Origin of the sequence: Rahnella variigena (assembly GCF_003610915.1) — a bacterium.
GTDB classification, from domain to species: Bacteria; Pseudomonadota; Gammaproteobacteria; order Enterobacterales; family Enterobacteriaceae; genus Rahnella; species Rahnella variigena.
The window spans coordinates 14,093-38,326 of record NZ_NSDJ01000002.1; the positions used below are offsets into that span (position 1 = coordinate 14,093).

At 51.4% G+C, this 24,234-nt stretch carries 21 protein-coding genes and 2 pseudogenes; 14 read left to right on the plus strand and 9 right to left on the minus strand.

The window, feature by feature from the left end:
* Positions 1 to 186: 186 nt before the first annotated feature.
* Positions 187 to 492: a YdgH/BhsA/McbA family protein gene (locus CKQ54_RS22025; RefSeq protein WP_112287418.1), complete on the minus strand. Its 306-nt coding sequence runs from the start codon at positions 490 to 492 to the stop codon at positions 187 to 189.
* Between the two features lie 283 nt (positions 493 to 775).
* Complete coding sequence (locus CKQ54_RS22030) at positions 776 to 2,167, minus strand: aldehyde dehydrogenase family protein (RefSeq protein ID WP_120162901.1); 1,392 nt, start codon at positions 2,165 to 2,167, stop codon at positions 776 to 778.
* Between the two features lie 100 nt (positions 2,168 to 2,267).
* Between CKQ54_RS22030 and ptrR the strand changes: the two genes are divergently transcribed.
* From ptrR to CKQ54_RS22055, 5 genes are all read left to right on the plus strand, one after another.
* On the plus strand, positions 2,268 to 3,152 hold the full coding sequence (gene ptrR, locus CKQ54_RS22035) for a putrescine utilization regulator PtrR (protein ID WP_120162902.1): 885 nt from the start codon (positions 2,268 to 2,270) through the stop codon (positions 3,150 to 3,152).
* 535 nt (positions 3,153 to 3,687) lie between these two features.
* Positions 3,688 to 4,095 (plus strand): H-NS family histone-like protein, encoded by a 408-nt coding sequence (locus CKQ54_RS22040; RefSeq protein ID WP_112287421.1) that lies wholly within the window; start codon positions 3,688 to 3,690, stop codon positions 4,093 to 4,095.
* 207 nt (positions 4,096 to 4,302) lie between these two features.
* On the plus strand, positions 4,303 to 4,836 hold the full coding sequence (locus tag CKQ54_RS22045) for a cytochrome b (RefSeq protein WP_120162903.1): 534 nt from the start codon (positions 4,303 to 4,305) through the stop codon (positions 4,834 to 4,836).
* A 163-nt stretch (positions 4,837 to 4,999) separates the two neighbouring features.
* Positions 5,000 to 5,449 carry an STM2901 family protein gene (locus tag CKQ54_RS22050; RefSeq protein WP_120162972.1) on the plus strand — a complete coding sequence of 150 codons (450 nt, stop codon included), beginning with the start codon at positions 5,000 to 5,002 and terminating at the stop codon, positions 5,447 to 5,449.
* Entirely contained in the window at positions 5,449 to 5,754 is a 306-nt protein-coding gene (locus CKQ54_RS22055; RefSeq protein WP_240783363.1) for a DUF1493 family protein, read from the plus strand. Before CKQ54_RS22050 ends, CKQ54_RS22055 begins: the two co-directional genes overlap by 1 nt.
* A 19-nt stretch (positions 5,755 to 5,773) precedes the next feature.
* Here the strand turns inward: CKQ54_RS22055 and CKQ54_RS22060 are convergent, their stop codons facing one another.
* Positions 5,774 to 6,256, minus strand: a complete 483-nt coding sequence (locus CKQ54_RS22060) for an Hcp family type VI secretion system effector (RefSeq protein ID WP_120162974.1) — start codon at positions 6,254 to 6,256, stop codon at positions 5,774 to 5,776.
* 210 nt (positions 6,257 to 6,466) lie between these two features.
* Here CKQ54_RS22060 and CKQ54_RS22065 point away from each other — a divergent pair, with 210 nt between their 5' ends.
* Complete coding sequence (locus tag CKQ54_RS22065) at positions 6,467 to 6,931, plus strand: STM2901 family protein (RefSeq protein ID WP_120162904.1); 465 nt, start codon at positions 6,467 to 6,469, stop codon at positions 6,929 to 6,931.
* Entirely contained in the window at positions 6,916 to 7,260 is a 345-nt protein-coding gene (locus CKQ54_RS22070) for a DUF1493 family protein (RefSeq protein WP_120162905.1), read from the plus strand. The genes CKQ54_RS22065 and CKQ54_RS22070 overlap by 16 nt, the downstream gene beginning before the upstream one ends.
* A 22-nt stretch (positions 7,261 to 7,282) precedes the next feature.
* On the opposite strand, the pseudogene CKQ54_RS22075 reads toward CKQ54_RS22070, so the two are convergent.
* Together CKQ54_RS22075 and CKQ54_RS22080 are read right to left on the minus strand one after the other, a co-directional pair.
* Positions 7,283 to 7,378: pseudogene (locus tag CKQ54_RS22075) on the minus strand (type VI secretion system tube protein Hcp); the annotation flags it as partial.
* Between the two features lie 43 nt (positions 7,379 to 7,421).
* Positions 7,422 to 8,345 carry a ketopantoate reductase family protein gene (locus CKQ54_RS22080; RefSeq protein ID WP_120162906.1) on the minus strand — a complete coding sequence of 308 codons (924 nt, stop codon included), beginning with the start codon at positions 8,343 to 8,345 and terminating at the stop codon, positions 7,422 to 7,424.
* A gap of 155 nt (positions 8,346 to 8,500) precedes the next feature.
* On the opposite strand from CKQ54_RS22080, the pseudogene CKQ54_RS22085 reads away from it, so the two are divergent.
* Positions 8,501 to 9,262, plus strand: a pseudogene (locus CKQ54_RS22085) (Fic family protein); the annotation flags it as partial.
* A 39-nt stretch (positions 9,263 to 9,301) separates the two neighbouring features.
* Here CKQ54_RS22085 and CKQ54_RS22090 read toward each other — a convergent pair.
* The 4 genes from CKQ54_RS22090 to rhaS (CKQ54_RS22105) all read right to left on the minus strand — a co-directional run bounded on the left by CKQ54_RS22090 (position 9,302) and on the right by rhaS (CKQ54_RS22105) (position 13,905).
* Complete coding sequence (locus tag CKQ54_RS22090; protein ID WP_113876654.1) at positions 9,302 to 10,264, minus strand: ABC transporter permease; 963 nt, start codon at positions 10,262 to 10,264, stop codon at positions 9,302 to 9,304.
* 56 nt (positions 10,265 to 10,320) lie between these two features.
* Complete coding sequence (locus CKQ54_RS22095; protein WP_120162908.1) at positions 10,321 to 11,334, minus strand: ABC transporter permease; 1,014 nt, start codon at positions 11,332 to 11,334, stop codon at positions 10,321 to 10,323.
* Entirely contained in the window at positions 11,331 to 12,845 is a 1,515-nt protein-coding gene (locus CKQ54_RS22100; RefSeq protein ID WP_120162909.1) for a sugar ABC transporter ATP-binding protein, read from the minus strand. The genes CKQ54_RS22095 and CKQ54_RS22100 overlap by 4 nt, the downstream gene beginning before the upstream one ends.
* Before the next feature lie 67 nt (positions 12,846 to 12,912).
* Positions 12,913 to 13,905 (minus strand): rhamnose ABC transporter substrate-binding protein, encoded by a 993-nt coding sequence (rhaS, locus tag CKQ54_RS22105; protein WP_056779797.1) that lies wholly within the window; start codon positions 13,903 to 13,905, stop codon positions 12,913 to 12,915.
* Positions 13,906 to 14,316: 411 nt separating this feature from the next.
* Between rhaS (CKQ54_RS22105) and rhaS (CKQ54_RS22110) the strand changes: the two genes are divergently transcribed.
* From rhaS (CKQ54_RS22110) to CKQ54_RS22135, 6 genes are all read left to right on the plus strand, one after another.
* Entirely contained in the window at positions 14,317 to 15,135 is an 819-nt protein-coding gene (rhaS, locus tag CKQ54_RS22110) for an HTH-type transcriptional activator RhaS (protein ID WP_120162910.1), read from the plus strand.
* A gap of 194 nt (positions 15,136 to 15,329) precedes the next feature.
* Positions 15,330 to 16,769 carry an aldehyde dehydrogenase gene (aldA, locus tag CKQ54_RS22115; RefSeq protein ID WP_120162911.1) on the plus strand — a complete coding sequence of 480 codons (1,440 nt, stop codon included), beginning with the start codon at positions 15,330 to 15,332 and terminating at the stop codon, positions 16,767 to 16,769.
* A 54-nt stretch (positions 16,770 to 16,823) separates the two neighbouring features.
* Entirely contained in the window at positions 16,824 to 17,405 is a 582-nt protein-coding gene (locus CKQ54_RS22120; protein ID WP_120162912.1) for an LUD domain-containing protein, read from the plus strand.
* A 140-nt stretch (positions 17,406 to 17,545) separates the two neighbouring features.
* The gene (locus CKQ54_RS22125) at positions 17,546 to 18,589 is read left to right on the plus strand and encodes a coiled-coil domain-containing protein (protein WP_120162913.1); all 1,044 of its coding nucleotides are present in this window, start codon (positions 17,546 to 17,548) and stop codon (positions 18,587 to 18,589) included.
* An 853-nt stretch (positions 18,590 to 19,442) separates the two neighbouring features.
* Positions 19,443 to 21,596, plus strand: a complete 2,154-nt coding sequence (pqqU, locus tag CKQ54_RS22130) for a TonB-dependent receptor PqqU (protein ID WP_120162914.1) — start codon at positions 19,443 to 19,445, stop codon at positions 21,594 to 21,596.
* Between the two features lie 179 nt (positions 21,597 to 21,775).
* A complete protein-coding gene (locus CKQ54_RS22135; protein ID WP_120162915.1) occupies positions 21,776 to 24,175 on the plus strand; it encodes a glucose/quinate/shikimate family membrane-bound PQQ-dependent dehydrogenase in 2,400 nt (799 codons plus the stop codon).
* Positions 24,176 to 24,234 lie beyond the last annotated feature (59 nt).

The window sequence follows — 24,234 nt, forward strand, 5'->3', positions numbered from 1 at the left end:
CGAGTAAAAAACGGCTAATTACGGTGAGATCAAAAGGGATGACGTCAGGGTGTTTCAATCGCAATCGGGGGATGAGTATTAAGAAGGGCGTTCAGAGAAATGATATTGAAAGGCGAATTAAATAAAAAAGCCGCAGACCTGTCCGGTATGCGGCTTATTATATTTTACTTAAACTGTCAGGAAACATCAGTCATAGGCCACTTTATGGTTGATATGATAAAATGTCGCGGTGGCCGCCATGACGTGTTGTTCCTCTTTACCCGGTTTATGGGATTCCACATTAGTAATGTGATAACCGACCGCACCGGCATCTAACGCTTTTTTAACAATCGCATTGTTGAGTTCTTCCATGGAGGTAGCCCAGGAAACCGTTGTTACACCAACAGCTTGCAGGGAGGCTATTTCACGATGTGATAATCCGCTGCGGATCAAAACAGGCTTAACAGACTTCGGATAAAATATGGATAAAACATCATTTACTAAGCCTTTCATGGAGTTATTCCTCAAGAGTTCAATGTCTGAATCAGGTATTACGTTGCCGTCAATTCATCGGCACAACATTAATAAACACCTTTTCATGTGACGAACTTTAGCTTTAATTGCTAATTTCCTGTTAAGAAGGGTTTCGCCACAATTAACGCGATTTTAAAAGAGGATGCTTTCATTTCGTTACAGGTTCGTTATTTTTGACATGAATAAAAGGAAGGAAAAGACAACGGGCACTTTCGCGCCCGGATGAGTTTTCTTTTATACCCCTTACGGAGCGCGGCGGGTTTTATTTCCGGTTGCTCCACACGGTCTGCACGTTACAGAACTCGCGTAAACCGAAGTGTGAAAGCTCACGACCATAGCCGCTTTTTTTCACGCCACCGAACGCAACACGCGGATCGGATGCACTGTAACCGTTGATAAACACACCGCCGGTTTCCAGTTCATTCGTCATCTGTTCTGCCCGCGCAAGGTCAGTCGTGAAGATGGTCGCAGTCAGGCCAAAATCGCTGTCATTAGCCAGTTCGACGGCATGGTCAGCATCGCGCGCGACCGTAATGGCGGCGACCGGACCGAACAGCTCCTGGCGGAATGCAGTCATTTCAGGCGTCACATTGCTTAAAACAGTCGGTGCATAGAAATTACCGTTTCCGGGAATTTTCTCGCCGCCGAGCAGCAGGGTTGCGCCTTCTGCCAGCGTATCCTGGACTTGTTTATCCAGTTCATCACGCAAATCATAACGCGCCATCGGGCCGATATAGGTCGAGTCATCCAGCGGATCGCCCGTCACCAGCGCCTGTGCGGCGGCCACAAATTTTGCCGTAAAGGCATCCAGCACACCTTCCTCAACGATAAACCGCTTGGCTGCGGCACATACCTGCCCGGTATTTTGATAACGACCGGCGACTGCCGCTTTTACCGCTTCATCCAGATTTGCGTCATTGAGTACGATGAACGGGTCTGAACCGCCCAGTTCCAGCACACATTTTTTCAGAGACTTACCTGCCAGCTCTGCAATTGCCGCACCGGCACGCACGCTGCCTGTTACCGTCACGGCAACGACGCGCGGGTCAGCAATCAGTTCTGCCACTGCCGGATTTCCGACATTAATCACACCAAACACACCGGCCGGAAAACCAGCTTTCAGCGCGGCCTGTTTCACCAGATACGTGGTGCCCATCACGTTCGGCGCCGGTTTTAACAGGAAAGTGTTACCCGCCAGCAACGCCGGCACGGCACCGCGCAAAATCTGCCACACCGGGAAATTCCACGGCATAATCGCCAGTATCATCCCGGACGGCCTGTAATGAATGTGCGCCTCGCCGTTGTCGACCATCGTCGGTTCCGGTGCCAGCATCGCCGGACCGTTTTTAGCGTACCACTCACACAATCCGGCTGATTTTTCCACTTCAGCGCGTGCCTGTTTCACCGGCTTGCCCATTTCGAGGGTGATCATGCGGGCGATGTCTTCGCTGGCGGAGCGCAGTTCGGCGGCCAGATTGACCAGCAGCTTTGCCCGCTGTTGGACGTCAGTTTTGCGCCATTGCTTAAATGCCGCGCTGCCCTGCGAAACCGCCGCTTCCAGTGCCAGCGTGGTGTCAAAAGGATATTCAGCGATACGTTCGCCGGTGAACGGATTTTGCGAAATGGCATGTGCTTGCGAATTTGTCGTCGTCATTGTTTATTCCTCGTTAAACCAGTGCGTTCAGAATAGAGGGTTGCGTGTTTTAATAAAAATGAATAAAAATAAGTAAACCATTCACATTTTGAGAAAACCTATGAATCTCTCACAGCTTGAGATGTTCCGTGCCGTTGCTGAAACCGGCAGTATTAGTGCCGCCGCACAGCGGGTACATCGTGTTCCGTCGAATCTGACAACACGCATTAAGCAGCTTGAGGCGGAGCTGGGCGTCGAATTATTCATCCGCGAGAATCAGCGGTTACGTCTTTCGCCAGCAGGGCGTAATTTTCTTGATTACAACAACCGGATCCTGGATTTAGTGGAGGAGGCGCGGTTGTCGGTAGCCGGAACAGAACCTCAGGGGATTTTCGCACTGGGCGCCCTGGAAAGTACCGCCGCCGTGCGTATTCCGGCGCTGCTGGCGCAATATCATCAGCAGTTCACCAAAGTTGAACTGGCACTAAGTACCGGTCCGTCGGGTGAATTGCTGGATAAATTGCTCGAGGGTGAGCTGGAAGCAACATTTGTAGACGGGCCCGTTCTGCATCCTGTGCTGGATGGTGTACCGGTATATCCGGAGGAAATGGTGATTGTCGCGCCGCTGCATCATGCACCGGTCACACGCGGGCAGGACGTAAACGGAGAAATCGTGTATGCGTTTCGCTCCAACTGTTCTTACCGGCGTCATTTTGAAAGCTGGTTCGCGGATGATGGTGCAGCGCCGGGGAAAATTTACGAGATGGAGTCCTATCACGGCATGCTGGCCTGCGTCATTGCAGGTGGCGGACTGGCGCTGATGCCACGCAGTATGCTGGAAAGTATGCCGGGCAGCAGTACGGTGAGTATCTGGCCGCTGGCTGACAATTATCGTTATCTGACGACCTGGCTGGTGTGGCGGCGGGGGATCCTGACCAGAAACTTGTCTGAGTTTGCGAAGATGGCCAGGGAACTGACAATCAGCCTTCAGCTACCTGCAAAATGATCTGCCAGTCCAGCGCAAGTTTCAGCGCTACACAGCCAGCACAAACAACAAAAATGGTTTTGAACATAACGGTCAGGGGTCTTATTTTGTGATTTAAGTCTCATTTTGCCGTCGGAGTTGTTTAATTGCTTCTAAAAAATGGTGCAGAAGATGCTTTTTCTAACCCGTTTTACCGAAATGATTATTCAGAAAAGAGTAATGCTTCGCACGTAAAGACCAGACTTTGACAAATTTGTACATAATAACAACATAGTTTATTCACGTACTGACACTATTATCAAAGTGTGCAAATTGTGATTAATAATATTTTTCTGGCGTTTTTTAGGTGTTTAAAGTGATTTCTTCGTAAAAGTTTTAATTACTCAGCGACAACAAGTTGTTATGAGAGGGGGTATTAACAATTAAAGAAAAAGAGTGGCGACTGCCACCGTTGTGTCACGGTGAATAATATTATGCTGGCGCAATTGATATCATTATTTCTTTGTGTAGAATCAGGGTCACTAATTTAATGATACCCCTCTAAAGTGAGCACATCATGGACAACGCGTTAAACGTTTTGAATAATATCCGTACACTTCGGGCACAGGCTCGTGAAATGCCACTCAGCACTCTGGAAGAAATTCTCGAGAAGCTGACTGCAATTGTTGAAGAATCACGCGAAAATGTGAAAGCGCGCAGTGCGCAGCAGCAGGAACGTGACGAAAAATTACTGAAATACCGTGAAATGCTGGCAAACGACGGCATCGCTATTGATGACCTGCTGGGTCACCAGACAACCAAAGAATCCGGTAAAGCTAAGCGTAAACCACGCCCGGCAATCTATGAGTATACCGATACCGACGGTTCTAAAAAAACCTGGACCGGCCAGGGCCGCACTCCTTCTGCCATTAAAGCGGCACTGGATGGCGGTGCAACATTAGAGAGTTTTCTGATCGCGCGTTAATCAGGCTACCGATGTGTTCAGTGTTTTCTGCCTTGCAAACAGCAGGGCAGATAACACACTTATTTGTCTTTTTCCCATTCCGCAACTCCCTTTTTTAACATCGTAATACCCCTGCGTCCGATCATTTCTCACTAGTGCTCATTCCTCTTAATGTAAGCTTAAGTCTCAGCAAGTATGGTTAACGTCTCTTCGTTTACCGGAAATGCTATGCGTACCCGATATTCTTCCGTTCAAATTTTGCTCCACTGGCTGGTGTTTGTTTTAGTAGTATTGACCTATGCCACGATGGATATAAAAGGATGGTATGCAAAAGGCACGCCCTTGCGGGAGTTATTAGCCCTGACGCATTACAGTCTGGGATTTTGCGTATTATTTCTGATGTGTATACGGCTGTTTGTTCGCGGGATGTATGTTACGCCACCGGTCAAACCAGCGTTGCCGCGCTGGCAGCATTATTTTTCAGGTGGCGCGCAGATTCTTATATATCTGATGTTTCTCAGCTTACCGGTGATGGGTATTTTGTCACAATATTATGGCGGGCATGAGTGGACGATGTTTAACATCCTTATGCCGAGAAGCGTGTTTCCGAATTTACCGTTACAGAAACTATTAAAAACGCTGCATGAATGGCTCGCTAATGCGGGGTATTACCTCATCGGATTACATACTTTGGCGGCTCTCTGGCATCACTATCGCCGGCGCGATAACACGCTGATCAGGATGTTACCTTCACGAAAATAGCCCGCGGGTGCGTGGATCAATGTAACCGTTGCAAGGTTCTGGTATCAACAGACCGATTAACGTGACGGAAAGGAGCAATGATGATATCCAGTGCAAGGGGCATATTGCCTGCTGATAAATGCAGCAGTATCCTAAAGCCCTGCTAATCAAATGGATATTGAAAATGGATACTACCGAAGAACTTAATGGAACCTACTTTTACCATGGTCATGCCAATGTAAGCGCTCAGGAGTTATTTTGGTTGATTTTTGCGGAGTCCTTTGCTGAGCATCAAGGGCTCGCTATAGAAACCTCTGCGATGATCATTGCAGGCTGGCCAATTCTTCCAAAACCGAAGGGATTGGGGGATTCAACCTGGGGAACCAGCGTCGCTTCAAAACTTTCTCGAAGAATTTTTAAAGATATGCGCTTTGTTGAACCAGTTGCAACACCTGTAGGTTTTATGAAAACCCGCATGACAAAAAGTGTTGGTGCTGCTGTCGGGCGTTATGCGCCGTATGTCGGAGGAACAATTCCTGCCATGATCATATTTGGAATCATAGCCAGAAAAACCAGGAATAAATATAATCTGATTGCACGGCCGAAAGACTGTATTGAATGGACGTATTTCTGATGGTCGATGAGAAAGAGATTTTAAGTTACATCACTGATAAATATAGCGTACGGAAGCAAAAAGTTCTTAAAGAATGGACCTTTCAGGAGCATTTTAATTATCTTCAGGAAGAATTAGAAGAAATGTTAGTAGATTTGTTTACCCGGTACGGTATTTCGTACGATAATTTTAATTTAGATAATTATTTTGAACCAGAATGGCCTGTGTGGTTATGGTGGAAGAAATTACAACGTCGAGTTTACAAGCCGCTTACGGTCGAGATGATTATCGAATCAGCAAAGGCGGGTCGTTGGCTATATGATTAAGGGGCCTTAGCCCCTTTTCTTATGCAGTCTGGCGGTCATCCCATGAATCAGCATAGATGATATTGCCATCGTTATGCTTCCACGTAATCTTCTCGTAGCGTAATTCAACAGATTCCATATGGTTTTCATTAGGATTGCTTGAATGACCCATTACTGGGGAAATAGAGACAATCCGCACACCTTCTAACAGCATGTTGAAATACTCAACTTCCTGACCTGCATCATTAATCCGATACCATTTGAATTCAGCCGAAGCAAGGCATTGACCCGTCACCACTGCTTTGTAGATATACGGGCTTGAACAGTCAAAATCTTTCACCAGCATCATAGGGGAATGAATACGTGTACCCGTAATTTTCCCTGTACGATCATCAGTTGGCGTCATCAGATTATGATGGAATCCTTTTACTTCGATGCTGTATTCCCGCCCGATAACATCCACACCGCCTTTAATCAGTGCGCCGCCATCGTCTTTAAGCCATAAATAAGCTGGTATAGCCATTTTCAAAAAATCCATTTTAAAAGTGAGGCTTCAAAGTATTCCTTTGTTCAGCGGGGTACAATTATCGAAAGTCGTAGTTGCCTGATTTTCAGATGTTTATTACTGTAAGCGGGGCTCCTGCTGCGTGAAGCGCCCGCACATAGAATTCCCTTTGCCTGCTTATGAATACAGCAGTATTCTAAAGCCCTGCTAATCAAATGGATATGGAAAATGGATACCACCGAAACGCTAAACGGGACGTACTTCTACCACGGTCATGCGAATCTGAGTAATCAAGAGTTATTCGGGTTAATTTTTATTGAAAGCTTAGCGAACCACCTCGGCTTAGACACTACGGCTACAGTTCTCATTATTACAGGGCAGCCTTACATTCCGGTTCCGGGCAAAATGGTAACTGCAATAACGGGAACCAGCGTGGCGTCAAAGCTAACAAGAGCACTTTTAAAGCAAGCCAAACTACCCTTTGGCCTTAAAGCGTGGACGCCGGTTGGTAAGACTTTCAATACTCTGACTATGCGAAGAACCACTAAATGGGCTGCATTGATTGATAGATATGTTCCCTTTGTTGGATATGCAATGGCAATCATATTAGTCCAGCAGGTAGCAACTGAAACCAGATCGAAATATAACTTAATCGCCCGTCCAGAAGATCGTATTGAATGGACGTACTTTTAATGGAAGAAAAAGTTTTGTTAATGTTCCGCGAGGAAATACCTGGATACTACGATTTCGATTTAAAAAGGGAAGTGCCGCTTGAGTTTGATACTGAGCTACAGGATTTTGCTCCGGGTGATGATTTCATATGTGCTCTCGAAGCCTATGAAAAAACCTTTAAAGTGGATCTTTCAGTCGTAAATTGGTCCCACTATTTCCCTTGGGAAAACCTTCCTTTTTTAACTCGCTGGTTTAAGGCTAAGCGTAAGGATGTTGAAAAGATCAGAAAGCCTTTAACGGTGAGAATGTTTGCAGAATCGGCTCGGGCGGGTAAATGGCTTTATGATTAAGGGGCATTTTGCTCCTTTTTAATTATGCAGTTTGGCGATCATTCCACGAGTCAGCAAATATGATGTTCTCATCATTGTGCTTCCACGTAATCTTCTCGTAGCGTAATTCAACAGAATGCGCCCGTTCAGCGTTGAAATTTGCATGAACAGGCGGAAAGGTTTTACTGTTTTAAGTAGTTCTTCTGATAAACACACAAATGTGTATAAGCGGCCTGCAGATGCGGTACGCTGATCCCCACACGCGTGGCGCGCTCGACCAGATCACCAACAATCTGATCGGCTTCAATCGGATATTCCTGCATCATATCGCGGTACATGGACGAGGTTTGTGGCGAGTTTTTATCCGTCACCGCTTCCCTGACTTTTGCCACCGCCGCCGCGCGTTCCGCGTAGCCAAAGGCTTTCATGGTGGTCAGTGCCTCCGTGACAATAGCCTGGGCGAACTCTGTTCCGCCCGGTGCAGAAGCCACCTGGCCGATGTTTCCGCGCATGGTGCAGGTGATGGCGCCGAGGCTTGAAAGCAGCAACCACTTCTCCCACAAATCCGTGATAATCGTTTCAGAAAGGATGGCTTCAACGCCTGCGCTCTGAAACGCCTGATCGACTTTCAGAATGCGTTCGGTTTTTTCGCCAGAAAGTTCGCCATAAATAATCTGGTGCAATGGCGTCATCTGATGGATATGGCCGTCGGCATCCAGCGTTGCGTTGATTTTGCATAATCCGCCGATCAGGGCGTGCTCGCCGAAACGCAGACTCAGCGTCTCCATGTGTTTCATGCCGTTGAGAACCGGCATCACCATGGTATTTTCACCGACAACCGGCGCGATATCTTTCATTGCCGCTTCCAGCCCGAAGCTTTTAACGGTCAGTAAAATCAGGTCATAGGGACCGGAGAGCTGCGAGGCCTGTAAGACATTAGGCTGGAAATGGAAATCACCATGCGGACTGTGAACAGTCAGCCCGTTTTGCTCAACCGCAAGCGCGCGTTTTTCACGTAAAAGAAACGTCACATCCTGCCCGGCCTGCGCCAGACGTGCCCCGAAATACCCGCCGGTCGCACCAGCACCCACAACTAAAATCCGCATATATTTTCCCCTGTTACAAGTCATTCAGAAACCCGGTGTCTGATTAAACTACGGGAGGAGGGCTGCACGGATCAAGGGGCTGTGATGAAAGAAGGTTTTTTGAAGATTTTACCGCGTGATACTATGCGCAATCATTATTTCAAAAGGAGCACTGAATGGCAGGTTATCAGCCTCCGTACACTATCACATCGCAGATCCTCAGCCGTGTTGTGGACGTCGGGGAATTGCTGGGGCGCTGGGCTGCACATGCTGAACACTCATCTGTGCTTCTGCGCAAAGAAAACCGTATCCGTACTATTCAGGCTTCACTCGCTATCGAACATAACAGCCTGTCCACGCAGCAGGTCACGGCCATTATGGAAGGCAAGCGCGTGCTTGCGCCGCAAAAGGATATTCAGGAAGTGCGTAACGCCATCCTGACTTACGAACAATTACCGGCGTGGAAAAGTCATCGTCTTGATGATGTCCTGAAAGCCCACCAGACGCTCATGCTCGGACTGGTGGATGCGCCGGGACACCTTCGCACTGGCAATGTGGGCGTGTATCGCGACAACCAGCTGATTCATATGGCACCGCCTGCGGGGCAACTTTCCCGTCTGATGTCTGATTTGCTGAATTGGCTAAAGGAAACGGATATCCACCCGCTCATCGCCAGTTCGATTTTCCATTATGAGTTTGAATTTATTCATCCGTTTGCCGACGGCAATGGCAGGATGGGACGCTTATGGCAGACGCTGATCCTCAGTCAGTGGCGACCTGAACTGGCCTGGCTTCCGGTTGAAACGCTGATCCACAATCAGCAGCAGGACTATTACCGCATATTGGGCGAATGTGATCGCGCCAGTGACTGCACGGCGTTTATCGGTTTTATGCTCGATAAATTGGCTGAAGCGCTGAGTGAAGGTATTGACACACAACTCTCCAGCCATAATCCCCGCCCGCAGGCAAAGTGATCGCTATTTTCCCCGCGCCAGCACCTTGCGGTACAACACCGGCAATGAAATCACCACGATCAGCATCGCGCCGACAATCACCGACATCACAATCCCCGGCACATTCAGCAGGCTGAGTCCAAAGGTCAGCAAGCCCATCAGGAACGCGGCGATGATCACGCCGGTCATGCTGCCGGATCCGCCGAGCACGCTGACGCCGCCGAGCACTGCCATGGTGATCACGCTCAGTTCCCAGCCGAGTGCCAGCGTCGGACGCGTACTGCCGAGGCGCGACGTCAGCAGCACTGCCGCCAGTCCGGACATTACACCGACCAGCACGAACAGCGTCAGGTTGTGGCGTTTCACGTTAATCCCGGAATACCACGCCGCGACCGGATTGTTGCCGATGGCATACGTACGGCGGCCAAAGTTGGTTTTATGCAGCAGGAAATAAAACACCGCGCCGAGTACCAGGAACAGGGCGAATTCAAACGACAGCGGCCCCCAGACATACCCCTGACCAAACCACGCAAAACTGGCGGGATATTTATTCAGCGACTGATCGCCGAGCAGCACATACGTGATGCCACGGAACAGGCTCATGGTGCCGATAGTAATTACGATTGACGACAGATTCAGCCGCGTCACCAGCAGCCCGTTGATCAGGCCGCATAACAATCCCACGCTCAGCCCGACGCCCACCAGCGCGGGTGTCGGCAAACCGGCCTGCGCGCAGAATCCCATCACGGTGGAACTGAGCGCCATGGTGGAGGCGACCGACAGGTCGATTTCACGGGCGATAATCAGCATCGCCATCGGCAGCACGATGATGGCTTTTTCGGTGAAGTTAAACGTCGCGTCCGACAGATTCCAGATGTTGAGGAAATACGGCGAAGCGAACGCATTCACCACAAACACCAGCAGCGTTACCAGCAGCAAAAATCCTTCCCAGCACATCAGGCGGCGGAAAAACGGCGTGACGGACATGGTGGATTTTTCTCCGGCAGTTGAATGCGGCGTGTTGCGCGAAGTTAAGGTCTTACTCATGATCTTGCTCCGGTTTCAGTTCGCACAGGCTGGACGGCAGGAGAATGGCGCAGGATCAGCCGTCCCTTACGTTTATTGGCGCGTTCGTTGAGGATGACGGCAATCACGATCACGCCGCCGGAAATCGCCATCTGCCAGAACGGCGACACTTCAATCACCGGCAGGGCATTGTTGATGACGCCGAGGAACAGCGCGCCGAGCAGGCAGCCGACCACCGAGCCGATGCCGCCCATGGTGCTGATCCCGCCGATGACGCACGCCGCGACAATCTGTAATTCAAAGCCGTTGGCAACATCGACGTAAGCGACAGCGAAGCGTGAAATCCACAGATAGCCGCAGAAACCGGCCAGCGCGCCGGAAAGGCAGAAGCTGACGAACTGCATTTTACCGGCGTTAATACCGGTGTAATACGCTGCCGTGGCATTGCCGCCTGCGGTATACAAAGCGCGTCCGGTGCGGCTGTAACGCAGGAAATAGGCCACCAGAATCAGTGCCGCAATCGCACACCAGCCGAGCAGCGGCAGGCCGATAAAAGTGGCACGTGGCAGGCTGAGGAATTGCGGGCTCATCTGGTGAGCGTTGATCCAGCCGCCGTTGGAAAGCAGAAAGATAATGCCGCGATAAATGCTCATGGTGCCGAGCGTGACCACAATTGGCGGAATGCCGACTTTCCACACCAGCAGGCCGTTAATCGCGCCCATCACCAGTCCGAGAACTGTCGCCAGCACAACCAGCGACCACACCGGAATATCGGGATGATGGAAGTTAATCAGCGCGACGATCATGCCGGTCAGCGCCAGATTGGCGGCCATCGATAAGTCGATCCCTTTGGTCAGCAGCACCATCATCTGGCCGAGGGCGAGGATGATCAGAATCGAGGTATCGTTGAACATTTCAAGCAGGTTTCCGGCACCGACAAACTCCGGCGAACGTGCGCCGACGCCAAGCATCATCAGCACTATTACCACCGCCAGCAACAGCTCGCGATATTTGAGCAGGTTTTTGATCATGCTGCCTCCTCGCCTGCGCCGCTGGCGGCACTGACAATCATTTCTGCGCTGGCTTCACCGGCATTAAATTCCGCCACCATCAGCCCTTCATGCATCACAATGATGCGATCTGCCATGCCCATCACTTCTGGTAATTCGGATGACACCATAATCACCGCCAGCCCGCGCCCGACCAGTTCAGACATAAACTGATGTACCGCCGCTTTGGAGCCGATATCTATACCTTTAGTCGGCTCATCGAGAATGATGATGTCCGGTTTGGTCGCCAGCCATTTGGCTATCACCACTTTCTGCTGGTTACCGCCGGAAAGCGTACCTACTGCCTGTTTCCAGCTGGATGCTTTTACCTGCAAACGTCGGGCGTAATCATCCGCCAGCGCCCACTCTTTTTTGTCATTGAGCACGCCATGCGGATTCAACTGACTGAGCTGCGGCAGACTGATGTTCTGGCTGATGGGCAAATCAATAATTGCGCCTTGTTTCTGGCGCTCTTCCGGCACGTACACAATCCCTGCGCGGATAGCCTGAGAAGGGCGGGAGAAATGTTGTTCTTTGCCATTGATCAGAATTTTTCCGCCACCGGGTTGTGTGACGCCAAACAGCGCCTGCATCAGCTCGGTTCTGCCAGCTCCGACCAGCCCGTAAAAGCCGAGAATTTCGCCTTTGCGCAGAGAGAAGTTAATGCCTGCAAACTCGGTCGGATGGCTGAGGTTTTGCACCTCGAGCACGGTGTCACCCGGCTCGCAGTTCACTTTCGGGTAAGCCTGACTAACTTCGCGACCGACCATCATGGTCACCATCTGCTGTTCGCTGATGTCGCTGATTTTGCCGGAACCGACATAACTGCCATCACGCAAAACCGTGTAGTAATCGGAAATGGAGAAAATCTCGTCGAACTTGTGCGAGATAAACAGGATAGCTTTACCCTCGCGTTTCAGGCGTTCAACAATCTGATAAAACTCAACAATTTCATGCTGCGACAGCGCAGCGGTCGGTTCATCGAGAATAACCACCTGGGCATCAAACGACAGCGCACGGGCAATCGCCACCATATGACGCTGCGCGATACTCAGGTCTTTAAGGGTGGCGTGCGGGTCAATGTTCACTTCCAGGCGCGTCAGAATATCGCGTGCCTGCTGATGCATAACCGGCCAGTTCAGGCGTTTAAACAGCCCGCGATAGATGTAATGGCCGACAAAAATATTCTCGGTGACGGAAAGCTCGTCGAACAGCACGGTTTCCTGATGAATGGCGGTAATGCCAACTTTGTGCGCGGATTCGGGATTCGGCAGTTTGATTGGAATCGCTTTATAACGCAGTTCGCCTTCTTCCGGCTGATAAATGCCGGTCATGACTTTCACCAGCGTCGATTTTCCCGCGCCGTTTTCGCCAATCAGGGCGGTTACTTTTCCCGGATACAAATCCACGTGAACGTTGTTTAACGCCCTGACACCCGGAAAGACTTTGCTGATGCCTTTTAATGATAAAAGCGGCGTCGTTGAGTCTGTCATTTCAGTTCCCCTGTCTGGCTAAGCACAACAAAACGGCTCACCGCATCACGATGAGCCGCATTCAGGATCAGAAGATTTTGGAGAATTTGTCGATGTTACTGGCGTCGTAGACAAACGGTTCTGCCATCGCGCCGCTGCCGTCAGCATCCAGTTTCACTTTGCCTAAACGGCCCATGCTGGCTTCGGTTTTGGTGGCGGTGCCTTTGACTAAATCGTCCGCCAGATAAGTCGCGGCGTAGCCCAGATCAATCGGGTTCCAGATGGCGAAACTTTTCGTTGCCCCGGATTTCACCGCACCCGCCATTTCAGACGGCAAACCCAGGCCGGTTACGTAAACCTTGCCGATTTTGCCCTGATCTTTCACCGCCTGCGCCGCCGCCACGATACCGACGGAAGACGGAGAAATAATCACTTTCAGATCCGGGTAGGATTTCAGCAATCCGATGGTTTCACGGTAGCTTTTATCTGACAGATCATCGCCGTAAGCGACAGTCACCAGATTCACCGAAGGATATTTAGGCAGCACTTTTTTCATCTCTGCGATCCACAGATTCTGGTTAGTGGAGGTCGGCGTGGCGCTGAGGATTGCCACATCGCCTTTTTCCACGTTCAGGGCTTTCAGCGCATCGGCGGCCAGTTTGACGTTAGTTTCGCCGATCAGCGCGTTATTGGAAGGATTGAGGTGGATCTGGCGGCCATCTTTGGCGACGCCGGAATCCCACGACACCACTTTAATCCCGCGCTGCATGGCTTTTTTCAGTACCGGCACCAGCGCATCAGGGTCGTTTGCGGAGACGGCAATGGCATCGACACCCTGCGCGATCAGGCCGTTCAGCACTTCAATCTGCGCTTCGGCGGTGGTGGTGGTCGGGCCGGTATAAATTACCTTAACGTCCCCCAGTTCTTTGGCTGCCTGCTGCGCACCGACGTTAGCCGCCTCAAAAAAACCGTTGCCCAGCGATTTCGCTACCAGCGCAATTTTCACTTCTGCCGATGCCGCGCCCGCCAGCAGGATGCTGCTCGCCATCAGGGTAAGGCTCAGTACGTGTTTTAATTTCATTGTTGGTACTCCGCATGCTATTCGCATAAATCTGCAAAAAGTTTAACGACGAAAAGTTGCCGACGCGCCAGGCGCATGATCACGACTCTAGGAGGTTGCCGTCAGACTGACCTTTCCGCGAGTGCCAGTTCAGCGCTAACTATGGCAAAGACGCAAAGGTTTAAGCGAACAACCTCACAATTTGATAACAATTTTGTTTCGGTCATGCCAAACGGTCAGAAAACCACACATTACCGGTCTCTGAAGTCCGCACTTAAATAAGGTGTAAAGCCACGCGGTACGGCGGATGGCGCAGGATTTTGTAAGGAGGGAAATGTTTTGTTCAAAAGCGGCTGGCGGATCACAGTTTCAGCCTTATAGACGCGCCGGTGACGACTAAGATATTACGATAATGTTAATAAGGAGTTGGAAATGACCGTGCTACGCAGTAGTGAGTATTTTTCCTCAGGGGATTTTCCGGTCGCCATTGAACCCCGTTATCCGCAGGAAACGTTTCCCGAACATCATCATCAGGATTTCAATGAAATTGTGCTGGTCGAGCAGGGTACCGGCACGCACGTTTTCAACGACCAGCCGCTGATCCTCAGTGCCGGCAGCGTCTGTTTTGTCCGCCACAGCGACCACCATCTTTATGAAGATACCGACAATCTGCATCTGACCAACGTGCTGTACCGCAGCCCAAATGCGTTTCGGTTCCTGAATTGCGTCAGCGATTTGTTACCGCAGGAAGTGGACGGAATTTATCCGGCGCACTGGCGCATCAGTCCGAATCAGATAACTCAGGCCAAAACCATTATTGATCAGCTGGCGCGTAAGCCCTTCAGCCTGTCACCGGAAAATCAGGCGCAGCAGGAGCTGTACTTTATGCAGCTCTTATTGTTGCTGCGCAAAGGCAGCCGCGACGTGGGTTATCGCGGGCAGGGCGGTGACCTGAATAATTTGCTGGACTGGATGAACGAACATTACGACGAAGAAATCGACTGGCCGCAACTGGCTGCGCAGTTCTCGATGTCGCTGCGCACCTTGCACCGGCAGATGAAACAGCAAACCGGCTGCACGCCGCTCAATTATCTCAACCGTCTGCGCCTGCTTAATGCGCGCAATATGCTGCGTTTCAGCGACAGCCCGATTACCGAGATCGCCCATAACTGCGGTTTTTGCGACAGCAATTACTTCTCCACATTGTTTAAACGCGAGTTTGGCTATGCGCCAAGAAGTGTTCGTCAGTAGATATCACCATAATTTGCAGAAATGTTATGTCGGGCAACACGACTATGACATTTTTGCCATTTCTCAAAATTAAATGGCAATCACGGAAAGGTAAAAACCAGACGGATAGAACAGGCTGTTAAAACTTCACAAAAAAGAGCTTTTTTATTAACAACTCGTTCATCACCTCTATCCGTATCTTGGAGACTCCCTACATGAGCACAGTTCAGAAACGTATGTACATCAACGGCGAATTCGTTGAAAACACCGGCGGTAAGTGGATTGACGTTGTGAATCCGGCAACAGAACAGGTAATTTCGCAGATCCCTGAAGGCTCGGCAGAAGATGCCAGAAGAGCCATTGATGCGGCAGAAGCGGCGCAACCGGGCTGGGAAGCATTGCCTGCGGTTGAACGCGGCGTATGGCTGCATAAAATCGCCGCCGGTATCCGCGAGCGCGAAGCCGAACTGACTGACACCATTATTGCTGAAGGTGGCAAGACTTATGGTCTGGCGCAAACCGAAGTGCTGTTCACCGCGGATTATCTCGATTACATGGCTGAATGGGCGCGCCGTTACGAAGGCGAAATCATTCAGAGCGACCGTCCCAACGAAAACATCTTTGTGTTCCGCAAAGCCATCGGTGTGACCACCGGTATTTTGCCGTGGAACTTCCCGTTCTTCCTTATTGCCCGTAAGGCGGCACCGGCGCTGATCACCGGTAATACTATCGTGATCAAACCGAGTGAAATCACGCCGAACAACGCGGTGATCTTTGCTGAAATCATCCACAAAATCGGTCTGCCAAAGGGCGTGCTGAATATCGTGACCGGTTACGGTCCGACGGTTGGTCAGGAACTGGCAGCCAACCCGAAAGTCGGCATGGTCAGCCTGACCGGCAGCGTGGCGGCGGGTATCGCCACCATGACCGCCGCAGCGCAGAACGTCACGAAAGTCTCGCTGGAACTGGGCGGTAAAGCCCCGGCCATCGTGATGAATGACGCCGATTTGGATCTGGCGGTAAAAGCCATAGTCAGCTCCCGCGTCATCAATACCGGGCAGGTGTGTAACTGCGCCGAACGTGTTTACGTCCAGGAAGGCGTCTACGACGAATTCATTTCGCGCATCGGCGAAGCGATGAAAAAAGTCACGTTTGGCAATACTGCCGAACAAAAAGAGCTGGATATGGGCCCGCTGATCAGTGGTGCGGCGTTGCAGCGCGTGGAAGACAAAGTGGCGAAAGCCGTTTCTCAGGGCGCGAAAGTGCTGCTTGGCGGTAAACGCCATGGCGACAAAGGATTTTTCTATCAGCCAACGGTGCTGGTGGATGTGACGCAAGATATGCCGATCATGCACGAAGAAGTGTTTGGTCCGGTGTTGCCGGTCGCGACATTTAAAACGCTGGATGAAGCCATCGCGATGGCCAATGACAGCGAATACGGCCTGACGTCGTCGATTTACACCAGCAACATCAACACCGCGATGAAAGCGCTGAAACAGCTGAAATTCGGTGAAACTTACATCAACCGTGAAAACTTTGAAGCGATGCAGGGCTTCCACGCGGGCTGGCGTAAATCAGGCGTCGGTGGCGCAGACGGTAAACACGGCTTGCAGGAATATCTGCAAACGCACGTCGCGTATTTGCAATTCCACTAATCAGCAGTAACGGCCGGAGTGGGGCAACCTGACTCCGGCTTATAAGGACATATCATGAGCCGCAACGATTTCCTCACCGGCATTCGTCAGCATAAGATTATGCAAACGCTATTTCCGCCACAGCCTGAAAACCCTGACCTGGCGGAAGAGTTTGGCCGCGCGCTGACCCTGATGGGCGGCATCTGGGACGATACTTTTCTGCGTACGCCGCAGAATGGCTACACCACGCTGAACGCCTATCTGCGCGGGTTGTATCCGGCTGATTCCCTGTTTTGCTCCGCCACGCCGGAGATTATCGCGGAAGTGGATTTCAGCGCCCGCACTCAGGCGGCAGCGCTTAAAGATGTGGATGTCGGCGTGGTTCGCGCCTGCTTTGGTGTGGCTGAAACCGGTGCAGTGTTTCTCAGCGATCCGCAGCTTTGTGTGAATTCCCTCAGCGCGATGGCGAAACATCTGGTGGTGCTGCTCGACGTGAAGCACATCATCGAACATCTGCACCTTGCTCATCGCCATCCGCAACCCTTCAATGCCCGTTATACGGTGATGGTAACGGGGTCCGCCGCGATGGCCGACAGCGAAAGTGCGCTGATGCTCGGCGCAAAAGGGGTGCAGAGTTTGCGGGTGATCGCGATTTAAGTCCTAAAATCCACGGATCCTGCTGTACTCACTTCGCTTAAAATAACTCCTGTAAATAAAATAAATCCTATCTGATACAATAAGTAAACGGGGTCACAACGGGAGTGTCCTGACTTTTACTGCAGGTGAGCGCGACAACCATGAGCGTGATACAGAGCCTTATCAAACAAGCCTTTGGCACCGGTAACAGCAATGAAGCGGCCACTTTTCTGGCCAGCGCGTGCAACCGGATGAAGGCAATGGATAAAACGTCTATCGCCCGCGAAGTGGAAAGCGCGCTCAGAGGCGTCAGTTTCGGCCGTGCCGAAGGCGATAAAGCCAAAGTCAAAACCGTTTTTAAAGACACCGCCATCACGCTGGAAAAACTGGCGTCACTGGAAAAACAGGTGCGCAGCCTGACTCAAGAACTGGCTGTGGCGCGTCATCAAACCGGCAGCGGGAACAAAGAAGATGTTCAGCGACTTGAAGGCGAGCTATACCGCCTGAACACGCGGGTCAGCGAACTGCTGCGCCAGTCTGAAATACAGAAAAAGCAGCACGCCGACGAACTGGCGCTGATGCGATCCCGTCAGCAAACTGCCGGAAACTCTGCCTCCGCCGGGCTGGAAGAGTCAAGAAATCTTGTTGCTTACATGGGCAGTCAGATGGCGGCGATGGCCGCCGCCCGCGACAAGCTACAGGGCCAGATCGTTGAGGAAGAAGACAAACGTCACGCTGCCAACCGCCGTGCGGACGGTAATTACGCGCTGCTCGGACAGCAGAAAGAACTGACGGCTGAGGCGAACCGTAAAGTCACGCAACTGCGTGCCAGCCTGAAACTGGAAGAGTACGAAGGGCAAAACGCGAAGAGCGAAAGGACGAAACTGAAAAAGCAGCTCGCTGAGCTTCAGGACGAAAACAGCCGTCTGGCAGAACGTTTTCGCGATAACGAAGAAGATTGCGAACGGCTTAGCCAGGCGCTGGAGCGCACGAATCAGGAGTTCGCTGCCTACAAAGCGCAAAAGCAACGCTTAACCCGCTGGATCCATATTCCCGGCGCAATGATGGGAATTTCCGTTGTCGGGTTGGTGCTGTACTCAGATGCCCAGCCGGGGCATCTTTTCGATAACCTTGCCCCCGCTGCTTTTCTCGGCAGCGTCGTCTACGCACTTTCCCTGATGATTGCGTTTACTCGCCGGGCGTAGCGGCTGTCTGTGAACCGAATGCCGCTGTAGCGGCCAGTAACAATGTTGAAGCTAAACGTAAACGCACGGCACTTCCTCTCTTCGTTTTAAACCGGAATGAACATCTGTCTGCGGGGCCACTGTGAGCCTGACGGTCTGACAGAGAAGTGACGCGATCATGACAAAAACGTCATCAGGGCAGGGCGGCTAAGGTCGTGGAAGCGTTTTCCCTGAGCGGATTGTGGATATTTTAAACAGCGGAATGGATTTTGATTTTATATCTTATGTAAAGAAGGGAAGGTTTCATTACCCGGAACAAATTGGGTGAAAAAACGTCAGAGAATATTCTCTTGTCTTAAAATAGTGGTCTATATTTATTCTGACTCAGATTCAGTTTGTGCGGTTTCGAAAGATGAAAGTCAAATTACCTAACCGTAAGTAGCGCATGATTAATAGTCGTAATGGGCATTTCGTGATTATGATTTATATGTTTTATATCAGTGAATTATCTATAATGTAACCGTTACCATTCACAGGCTTATTATACGCGTCGATTTATCCGGTGAATTTTCAAATGAAAGCGGTGTTTTATTTTGCCCGGCCTTCAAAACGGTATCAGGCCAATTAATCCACGAAGTTTACGCGGGGATTTAATTGAAAAATCGCATCATGATGCACACTGCGTGCGGTATTTTGTTAAAAAGTTATATTTGTAAAGTTGCGTATGTACTAACAGGAAGAAAAAATCTATAGTGAGCCCCCTTACGGCTCTCAATCAGAACGGTCGATTTATGTCTACTTCTAATGTCTAAAATTGAGAGATGTGTCTTGTTTTTGACCCAGCCTTTTAACACAAAACAAAAGAACTCATAAAGTGAACGCCAAAACCTCTGCTTTTATCATCACGTTCTTGTCATTTTTGAACCCGGTTTCAGTCAGTTACGCGCAGTCAGCGACCGACGCCTCTAAGGGCGATACTGACGATTCATCAGACTCTTCTTCCCTGATGATCATTAAACGCGAAATCAGCGGGGGTCTGTCAGAACTGGACACACCCGCAGCGGTCAGCGTGGTGGATGGCGACGATTTCAGAAACAGCAAAGCGCAGGTCAACCTGTCAGAAAGCCTCGGCAGTGTTCCGGGTTTACAGGTGCAGAACCGCCAGAATTACGCGCAGGATCTCCAACTTTCCGTGCGTGGCTTCGGCAGCCGTTCGATGTACGGCGTGCGCGGTGTGCGTATTTACGTTGATGGTATTCCGGCCACGATGCCTGACGGGCAGGGCCAGACCTCCAATATCGATCTGAACTCGGTAGAACGCGTGGAAGTGCTGCGCGGTCCTTTCTCGGCGCTGTACGGCAATGCTTCCGGCGGCGTGGTGAACGTGGATACCCAGACCGGTTCTCAGCCTGCAAAACTGGAAGCAGGCACTTATTTTGGCAGTTACGGCTCGTTTCGTAACAGCGTAAAAGCCAGCGGTGCGACCGGCGACGGCACACACGCGGGTGATGTGAATTACCTGATTTCCGGCTCACGTTTTACCACCGACGGCTATCGCGACCACAGTGGTACGCAGAAAAACCTCGGTAACGGCAAACTGGGCGTGCGCATTGATGATGCCAGTACCCTGACGCTGATGTTTAACAGCGTTTCTGTTGATGCGAACGATCCGGGCGGTCTGACTGAATCCGAATGGCACGATGACCCGACGCAGGCGAAACGCGCCGATCAATACAATGCGCGCAAATCGCTGGATCAGACTCAGGTTGGCCTGCGTTATCAGCGTCAGATAGGCGAGAACGATGAGTTCAGCCTGATGACCTATCACGGCGAGCGCCACACCACGCAATACCAGACCATTCCGGCAGCATCGCAGAAGAATCCGCTGAACGCAGGCGGGGTGATCGTTCTGGAACGTAAATACTCCGGCGTGGATACCCGCTGGAAACATGACGATCAGATTGGTTCTGTGCCGTTCTCCGTTACCGGCGGTCTGGATTATGAAACCATGACCGAACGCCGCTTTGGTTATGAAAACTTCAATGATGAAGGCGATCTGGGCGTGAAAGGCGACGAACGTCGCAATGAAAAGAACGTGATGTGGAACCTCGATCCCTATCTGCAAACCACGTGGAACCTGACGTCGCGCTGGACGCTGGATGCCGGTGCGCGCTACAGCACCGTGAGTTTTGATTCGCAGGATTACTACATTACCGGCAGTAATCCGGATGACAGCGGTTCGCGCCGTTATCACAAGCTGCTGCCAATGGCTTCACTGAATTATGCAGTGACGCCGGCGCTGAACACCTATATCTCTGCCGGTCGCGGTTTCGAAACGCCAACCATTAATGAGCTTTCTTACCGCACTGACGGCAAGTCTGGCCTGAACCTGGGGCTGGAACCTTCGACCAGCAACACGGTTGAACTGGGCAGCAAATGGCGCGTCGGCAATGGTTTAGTTACCGCCGCGGTCTTCCAGACTGATACCGACGACGAGTTAATTGTTGCAGAAAGTGTCGGCGGACGTTCGAGTTACACCAACGCCGGTAAGACCCGTCGTCGCGGACTGGAACTGTCGTTAGATCAGCAGATTGAAGAAAACTGGCGCGTTAAAATGGCCTGGACTTTACTCGATGCCACCTTCCGCAATGAGACCTGCGGCGCCGGGGATTGCACGCCAGCGGGCAATCGTCTGCCGGGTATCGCACGCAACATGGGCTACGCTTCTCTGGAGTGGGCACCGGTTGATGGCTGGCATGCTGGCGCTGATGTGCGCTACATGAGTGACATCGAAGTGAATGACGAAAACAGTGAACAGGCACCGGCTTATACCGTCGCCAGCGTGAATGCGGGTTATCGCTTCAACTGGAACAAAGTGACGCTCGACCTGTTTACCCGCGTCGACAATCTGTTCGACAGAAATTACGTCGGTTCTGTCATCGTCAATGAAGGTAACGGTCGCTATTTCGAACCGGCACCTGGCAGAAACTACGGTGGCGGCGCTACGCTTTCTTATAGTTTCGAATAGATTTCATAAAGTAAGCGTTTTAGTCAGTAAGAACAATGAACCACGCGGTGTTGCCCGGTGCCTGCACTGAGAAAGCAGGGCGGCACATGCAAGGAATGACACCCGGTGAGAACCGGATGTTCTTGAAGATTCGGGTCACCCTGAATCGACGATTATAAAAATCAGTAAGGTCATCAACTATGGAAACGAAAGCCTCGTTATCACGCATCGTCGTCATAATTACCGCTTTGTTCGCCGCGTTAAGCGGGATTTATCTTCTTGTCGGCGGTATCTGGCTGGCAAAATTAGGTGGTTCTCTTTATTACATTATTGCCGGTGTCATTTCGCTGGTTACCGCGTGGCTGCTGTATCGCCGTCGCTCTTCTGCATTGTTGCTGTACGCCATCTTCCTGTTCGGCACCACGGTGTGGGCTGTGTGGGAAGTGGGCACAGACTTCTGGGCACTGACGCCGCGTTTAGACGTCACCTTCTTCCTGGGCCTGTGGATCCTGCTGCCAGTCGTTTATAACCAGATGCTGGCGAAAAATGCCTTCGCCCGTGGCGCACTGGCCGTTTCCCTGCTGTTCACCGTGATTGTGCTGGCGTACTCCGTCTTCAACGATCCGCAGGAAATCAACGGCACCATCAAAGCTGCCGATGCTGCACCTGCAGCGACCGATTCCGGCGTTCCTGCCAGTGACTGGCCGGCCTATGGCCGTACTCAGGGCGGTACCCGTTACTCGCCACTGAACCAGATCAACGATAAAAACGTCAGCAAACTCGACGTGGCATGGACTTTCCGTACCGGTGATCTGAAAACTCCGAACGATCCGGGTGAAATTACTGATGAAGTGACGCCAATTAAGATCGGCGACATGCTTTACCTGTGTACGCCACACCAGAAGCTGTTTGCTCTGGATGCCGCGACCGGTAAAGAGAAGTGGAAATTCGATCCACAGCTCAATTCTAACCCGACCTTCCAGCACGTGACCTGTCGCGGTGTGTCTTATCATGAGACGACGCCTGCGGCACAAGGTGATGCTGCTAAGGGCGCGGCACCTGCTGTCTGTTCACGTCGTATCATTCTGCCTGTTAATGATGGCCGTCTGTTCGCACTGGACGCTGAAACCGGCGCACGTTGCCCGGCATTCGGTAACAACGGTGAGCTGAACCTGCAAGGCAACATGCCTTACGCAACGCCGGGCCACTACGAGCCAACGTCACCGCCAATCATCACTAAATCTGTGATCATCGTGGCGGGTGCGGTTACTGATAACTACTCAAACCGCGAGCCTTCCGGCGTTATCCGTGGCTTTGATGTTGAGACCGGTAAACTGCTGTGGGCATTCGATCCGGGTGCTGCTGAACCAAACAAAATCCCTGCGGATGGTCAGCATTTCACACCGAACTCCCCGAACTCATGGGCACCAGCGGCTTATGATGACAAGCTGGATCTGGTTTACCTGCCAATCGGTGTAGCGACACCAGATATCTGGGGCGGCAACCGTACTCCGGAAATGGAACGTTACGCGAGCGGCTTGCTGGCGCTTAACGCAACCACCGGCAAACTGGCGTGGTTCTACCAGACTGTTCACCATGACCTGTGGGATATGGACGTTCCGGCGCAGCCAACCTTAGCTGATATCACTGACAAGAGCGGCAACAAAGTTCCTGCGATTTATGTTCCGACTAAAACCGGTAACATCTTCGTGCTGGATCGCCGTGACGGTAAGCTGATTGTTGATGCACCTGAAAAACCTGTTCCGCAAGGCGCAGCGAAAGGCGACCACGTTTCTCCGACTCAGCCATTCTCCGAACTGACTTTCCGTCCGGAAGCCAAACTGACCGGTAAAGACATGTGGGGCGCAACGATCTATGACCAGCTGATGTGTCGTGTGATCTTCCACAAACTGCGTTATGAAGGCACCTTCACACCGCCATCCGAGCAGGGCACTCTGGTGTTCCCGGGTAACCTCGGCATGTTCGAGTGGGGTGGTATTTCTGTTGATACCGATCGTCAGGTGGCTATCGCTAACCCGATTGCTCTGCCATTCGTGTCTAAACTGATCCCACGTGGTCCTGGAAACCCTATGGAGCCAGATGAAAACGATAAAGGCGGTTCCGGTACTGAGACGGGCATTCAGCCACAGTACGGCGTGCCATTCGGCGTGACGCTGAACCCGTTCCTGTCTCCGCTGGGCTTCCCTTGTAAACAGCCTTCATGGGGTTACATCTCCGGCGTTGACCTGAAAACCAACGATATCGTGTGGAAAAAACGTATCGGTACCGTGCGCGACAGCTCACCATTACCGCTGCCGTTCAAAATGGGTATGCCAATGCTTGGCGCACCGATTTCTACCGCCGGTAACGTGTTCTTCATCGCAGCGACCGCAGATAACTACCTGCGCGCATTCGATATGAGCAACGGTGACAAACTGTGGGAAGCACGTCTGCCAGCAGGCGGCCAGGCGACGCCGATGACTTATTCTGTGAACGGTAAACAATACGTTGTTATCGCAGCAGGCGGTCACGGTTCGTTCGGCACCAAACTGGGCGATTACATCATCGCTTATGCGCTGCCAGACGCTGACGCTAAATAATTAGCCGTCATAAGCTCTGAAATCTGAAAGGCCGCGCAAGCGGCCTTTTTTGTGGAACT

Coding starts and splice junctions, on each gene's coding strand:
- CKQ54_RS22025 (WP_112287418.1), bottom strand. CDS start 492: ATGAAAGGCTTAGTAAATGATGTTTTATCCATATTTTATCCGAAGTCT.
- CKQ54_RS22030 (WP_120162901.1), bottom strand. CDS start 2,167: ATGACGACGACAAATTCGCAAGCACATGCCATTTCGCAAAATCCGTTC.
- ptrR (WP_120162902.1), top strand. CDS start 2,268: ATGAATCTCTCACAGCTTGAGATGTTCCGTGCCGTTGCTGAAACCGGC.
- CKQ54_RS22040 (WP_112287421.1), top strand. CDS start 3,688: ATGGACAACGCGTTAAACGTTTTGAATAATATCCGTACACTTCGGGCA.
- CKQ54_RS22045 (WP_120162903.1), top strand. CDS start 4,303: ATGCGTACCCGATATTCTTCCGTTCAAATTTTGCTCCACTGGCTGGTG.
- CKQ54_RS22050 (WP_120162972.1), top strand. CDS start 5,000: ATGGATACTACCGAAGAACTTAATGGAACCTACTTTTACCATGGTCAT.
- CKQ54_RS22055 (WP_240783363.1), top strand. CDS start 5,449: ATGGTCGATGAGAAAGAGATTTTAAGTTACATCACTGATAAATATAGC.
- CKQ54_RS22060 (WP_120162974.1), bottom strand. CDS start 6,256: ATGGCTATACCAGCTTATTTATGGCTTAAAGACGATGGCGGCGCACTG.
- CKQ54_RS22065 (WP_120162904.1), top strand. CDS start 6,467: ATGGATACCACCGAAACGCTAAACGGGACGTACTTCTACCACGGTCAT.
- CKQ54_RS22070 (WP_120162905.1), top strand. CDS start 6,916: ATGGACGTACTTTTAATGGAAGAAAAAGTTTTGTTAATGTTCCGCGAG.
- CKQ54_RS22080 (WP_120162906.1), bottom strand. CDS start 8,345: ATGCGGATTTTAGTTGTGGGTGCTGGTGCGACCGGCGGGTATTTCGGG.
- CKQ54_RS22090 (WP_113876654.1), bottom strand. CDS start 10,264: ATGTCCGTCACGCCGTTTTTCCGCCGCCTGATGTGCTGGGAAGGATTT.
- CKQ54_RS22095 (WP_120162908.1), bottom strand. CDS start 11,334: ATGATCAAAAACCTGCTCAAATATCGCGAGCTGTTGCTGGCGGTGGTA.
- CKQ54_RS22100 (WP_120162909.1), bottom strand. CDS start 12,845: ATGACAGACTCAACGACGCCGCTTTTATCATTAAAAGGCATCAGCAAA.
- rhaS (WP_056779797.1), bottom strand. CDS start 13,905: ATGAAATTAAAACACGTACTGAGCCTTACCCTGATGGCGAGCAGCATC.
- rhaS (WP_120162910.1), top strand. CDS start 14,317: ATGACCGTGCTACGCAGTAGTGAGTATTTTTCCTCAGGGGATTTTCCG.
- aldA (WP_120162911.1), top strand. CDS start 15,330: ATGAGCACAGTTCAGAAACGTATGTACATCAACGGCGAATTCGTTGAA.
- CKQ54_RS22120 (WP_120162912.1), top strand. CDS start 16,824: ATGAGCCGCAACGATTTCCTCACCGGCATTCGTCAGCATAAGATTATG.
- CKQ54_RS22125 (WP_120162913.1), top strand. CDS start 17,546: ATGAGCGTGATACAGAGCCTTATCAAACAAGCCTTTGGCACCGGTAAC.
- CKQ54_RS22135 (WP_120162915.1), top strand. CDS start 21,776: ATGGAAACGAAAGCCTCGTTATCACGCATCGTCGTCATAATTACCGCT.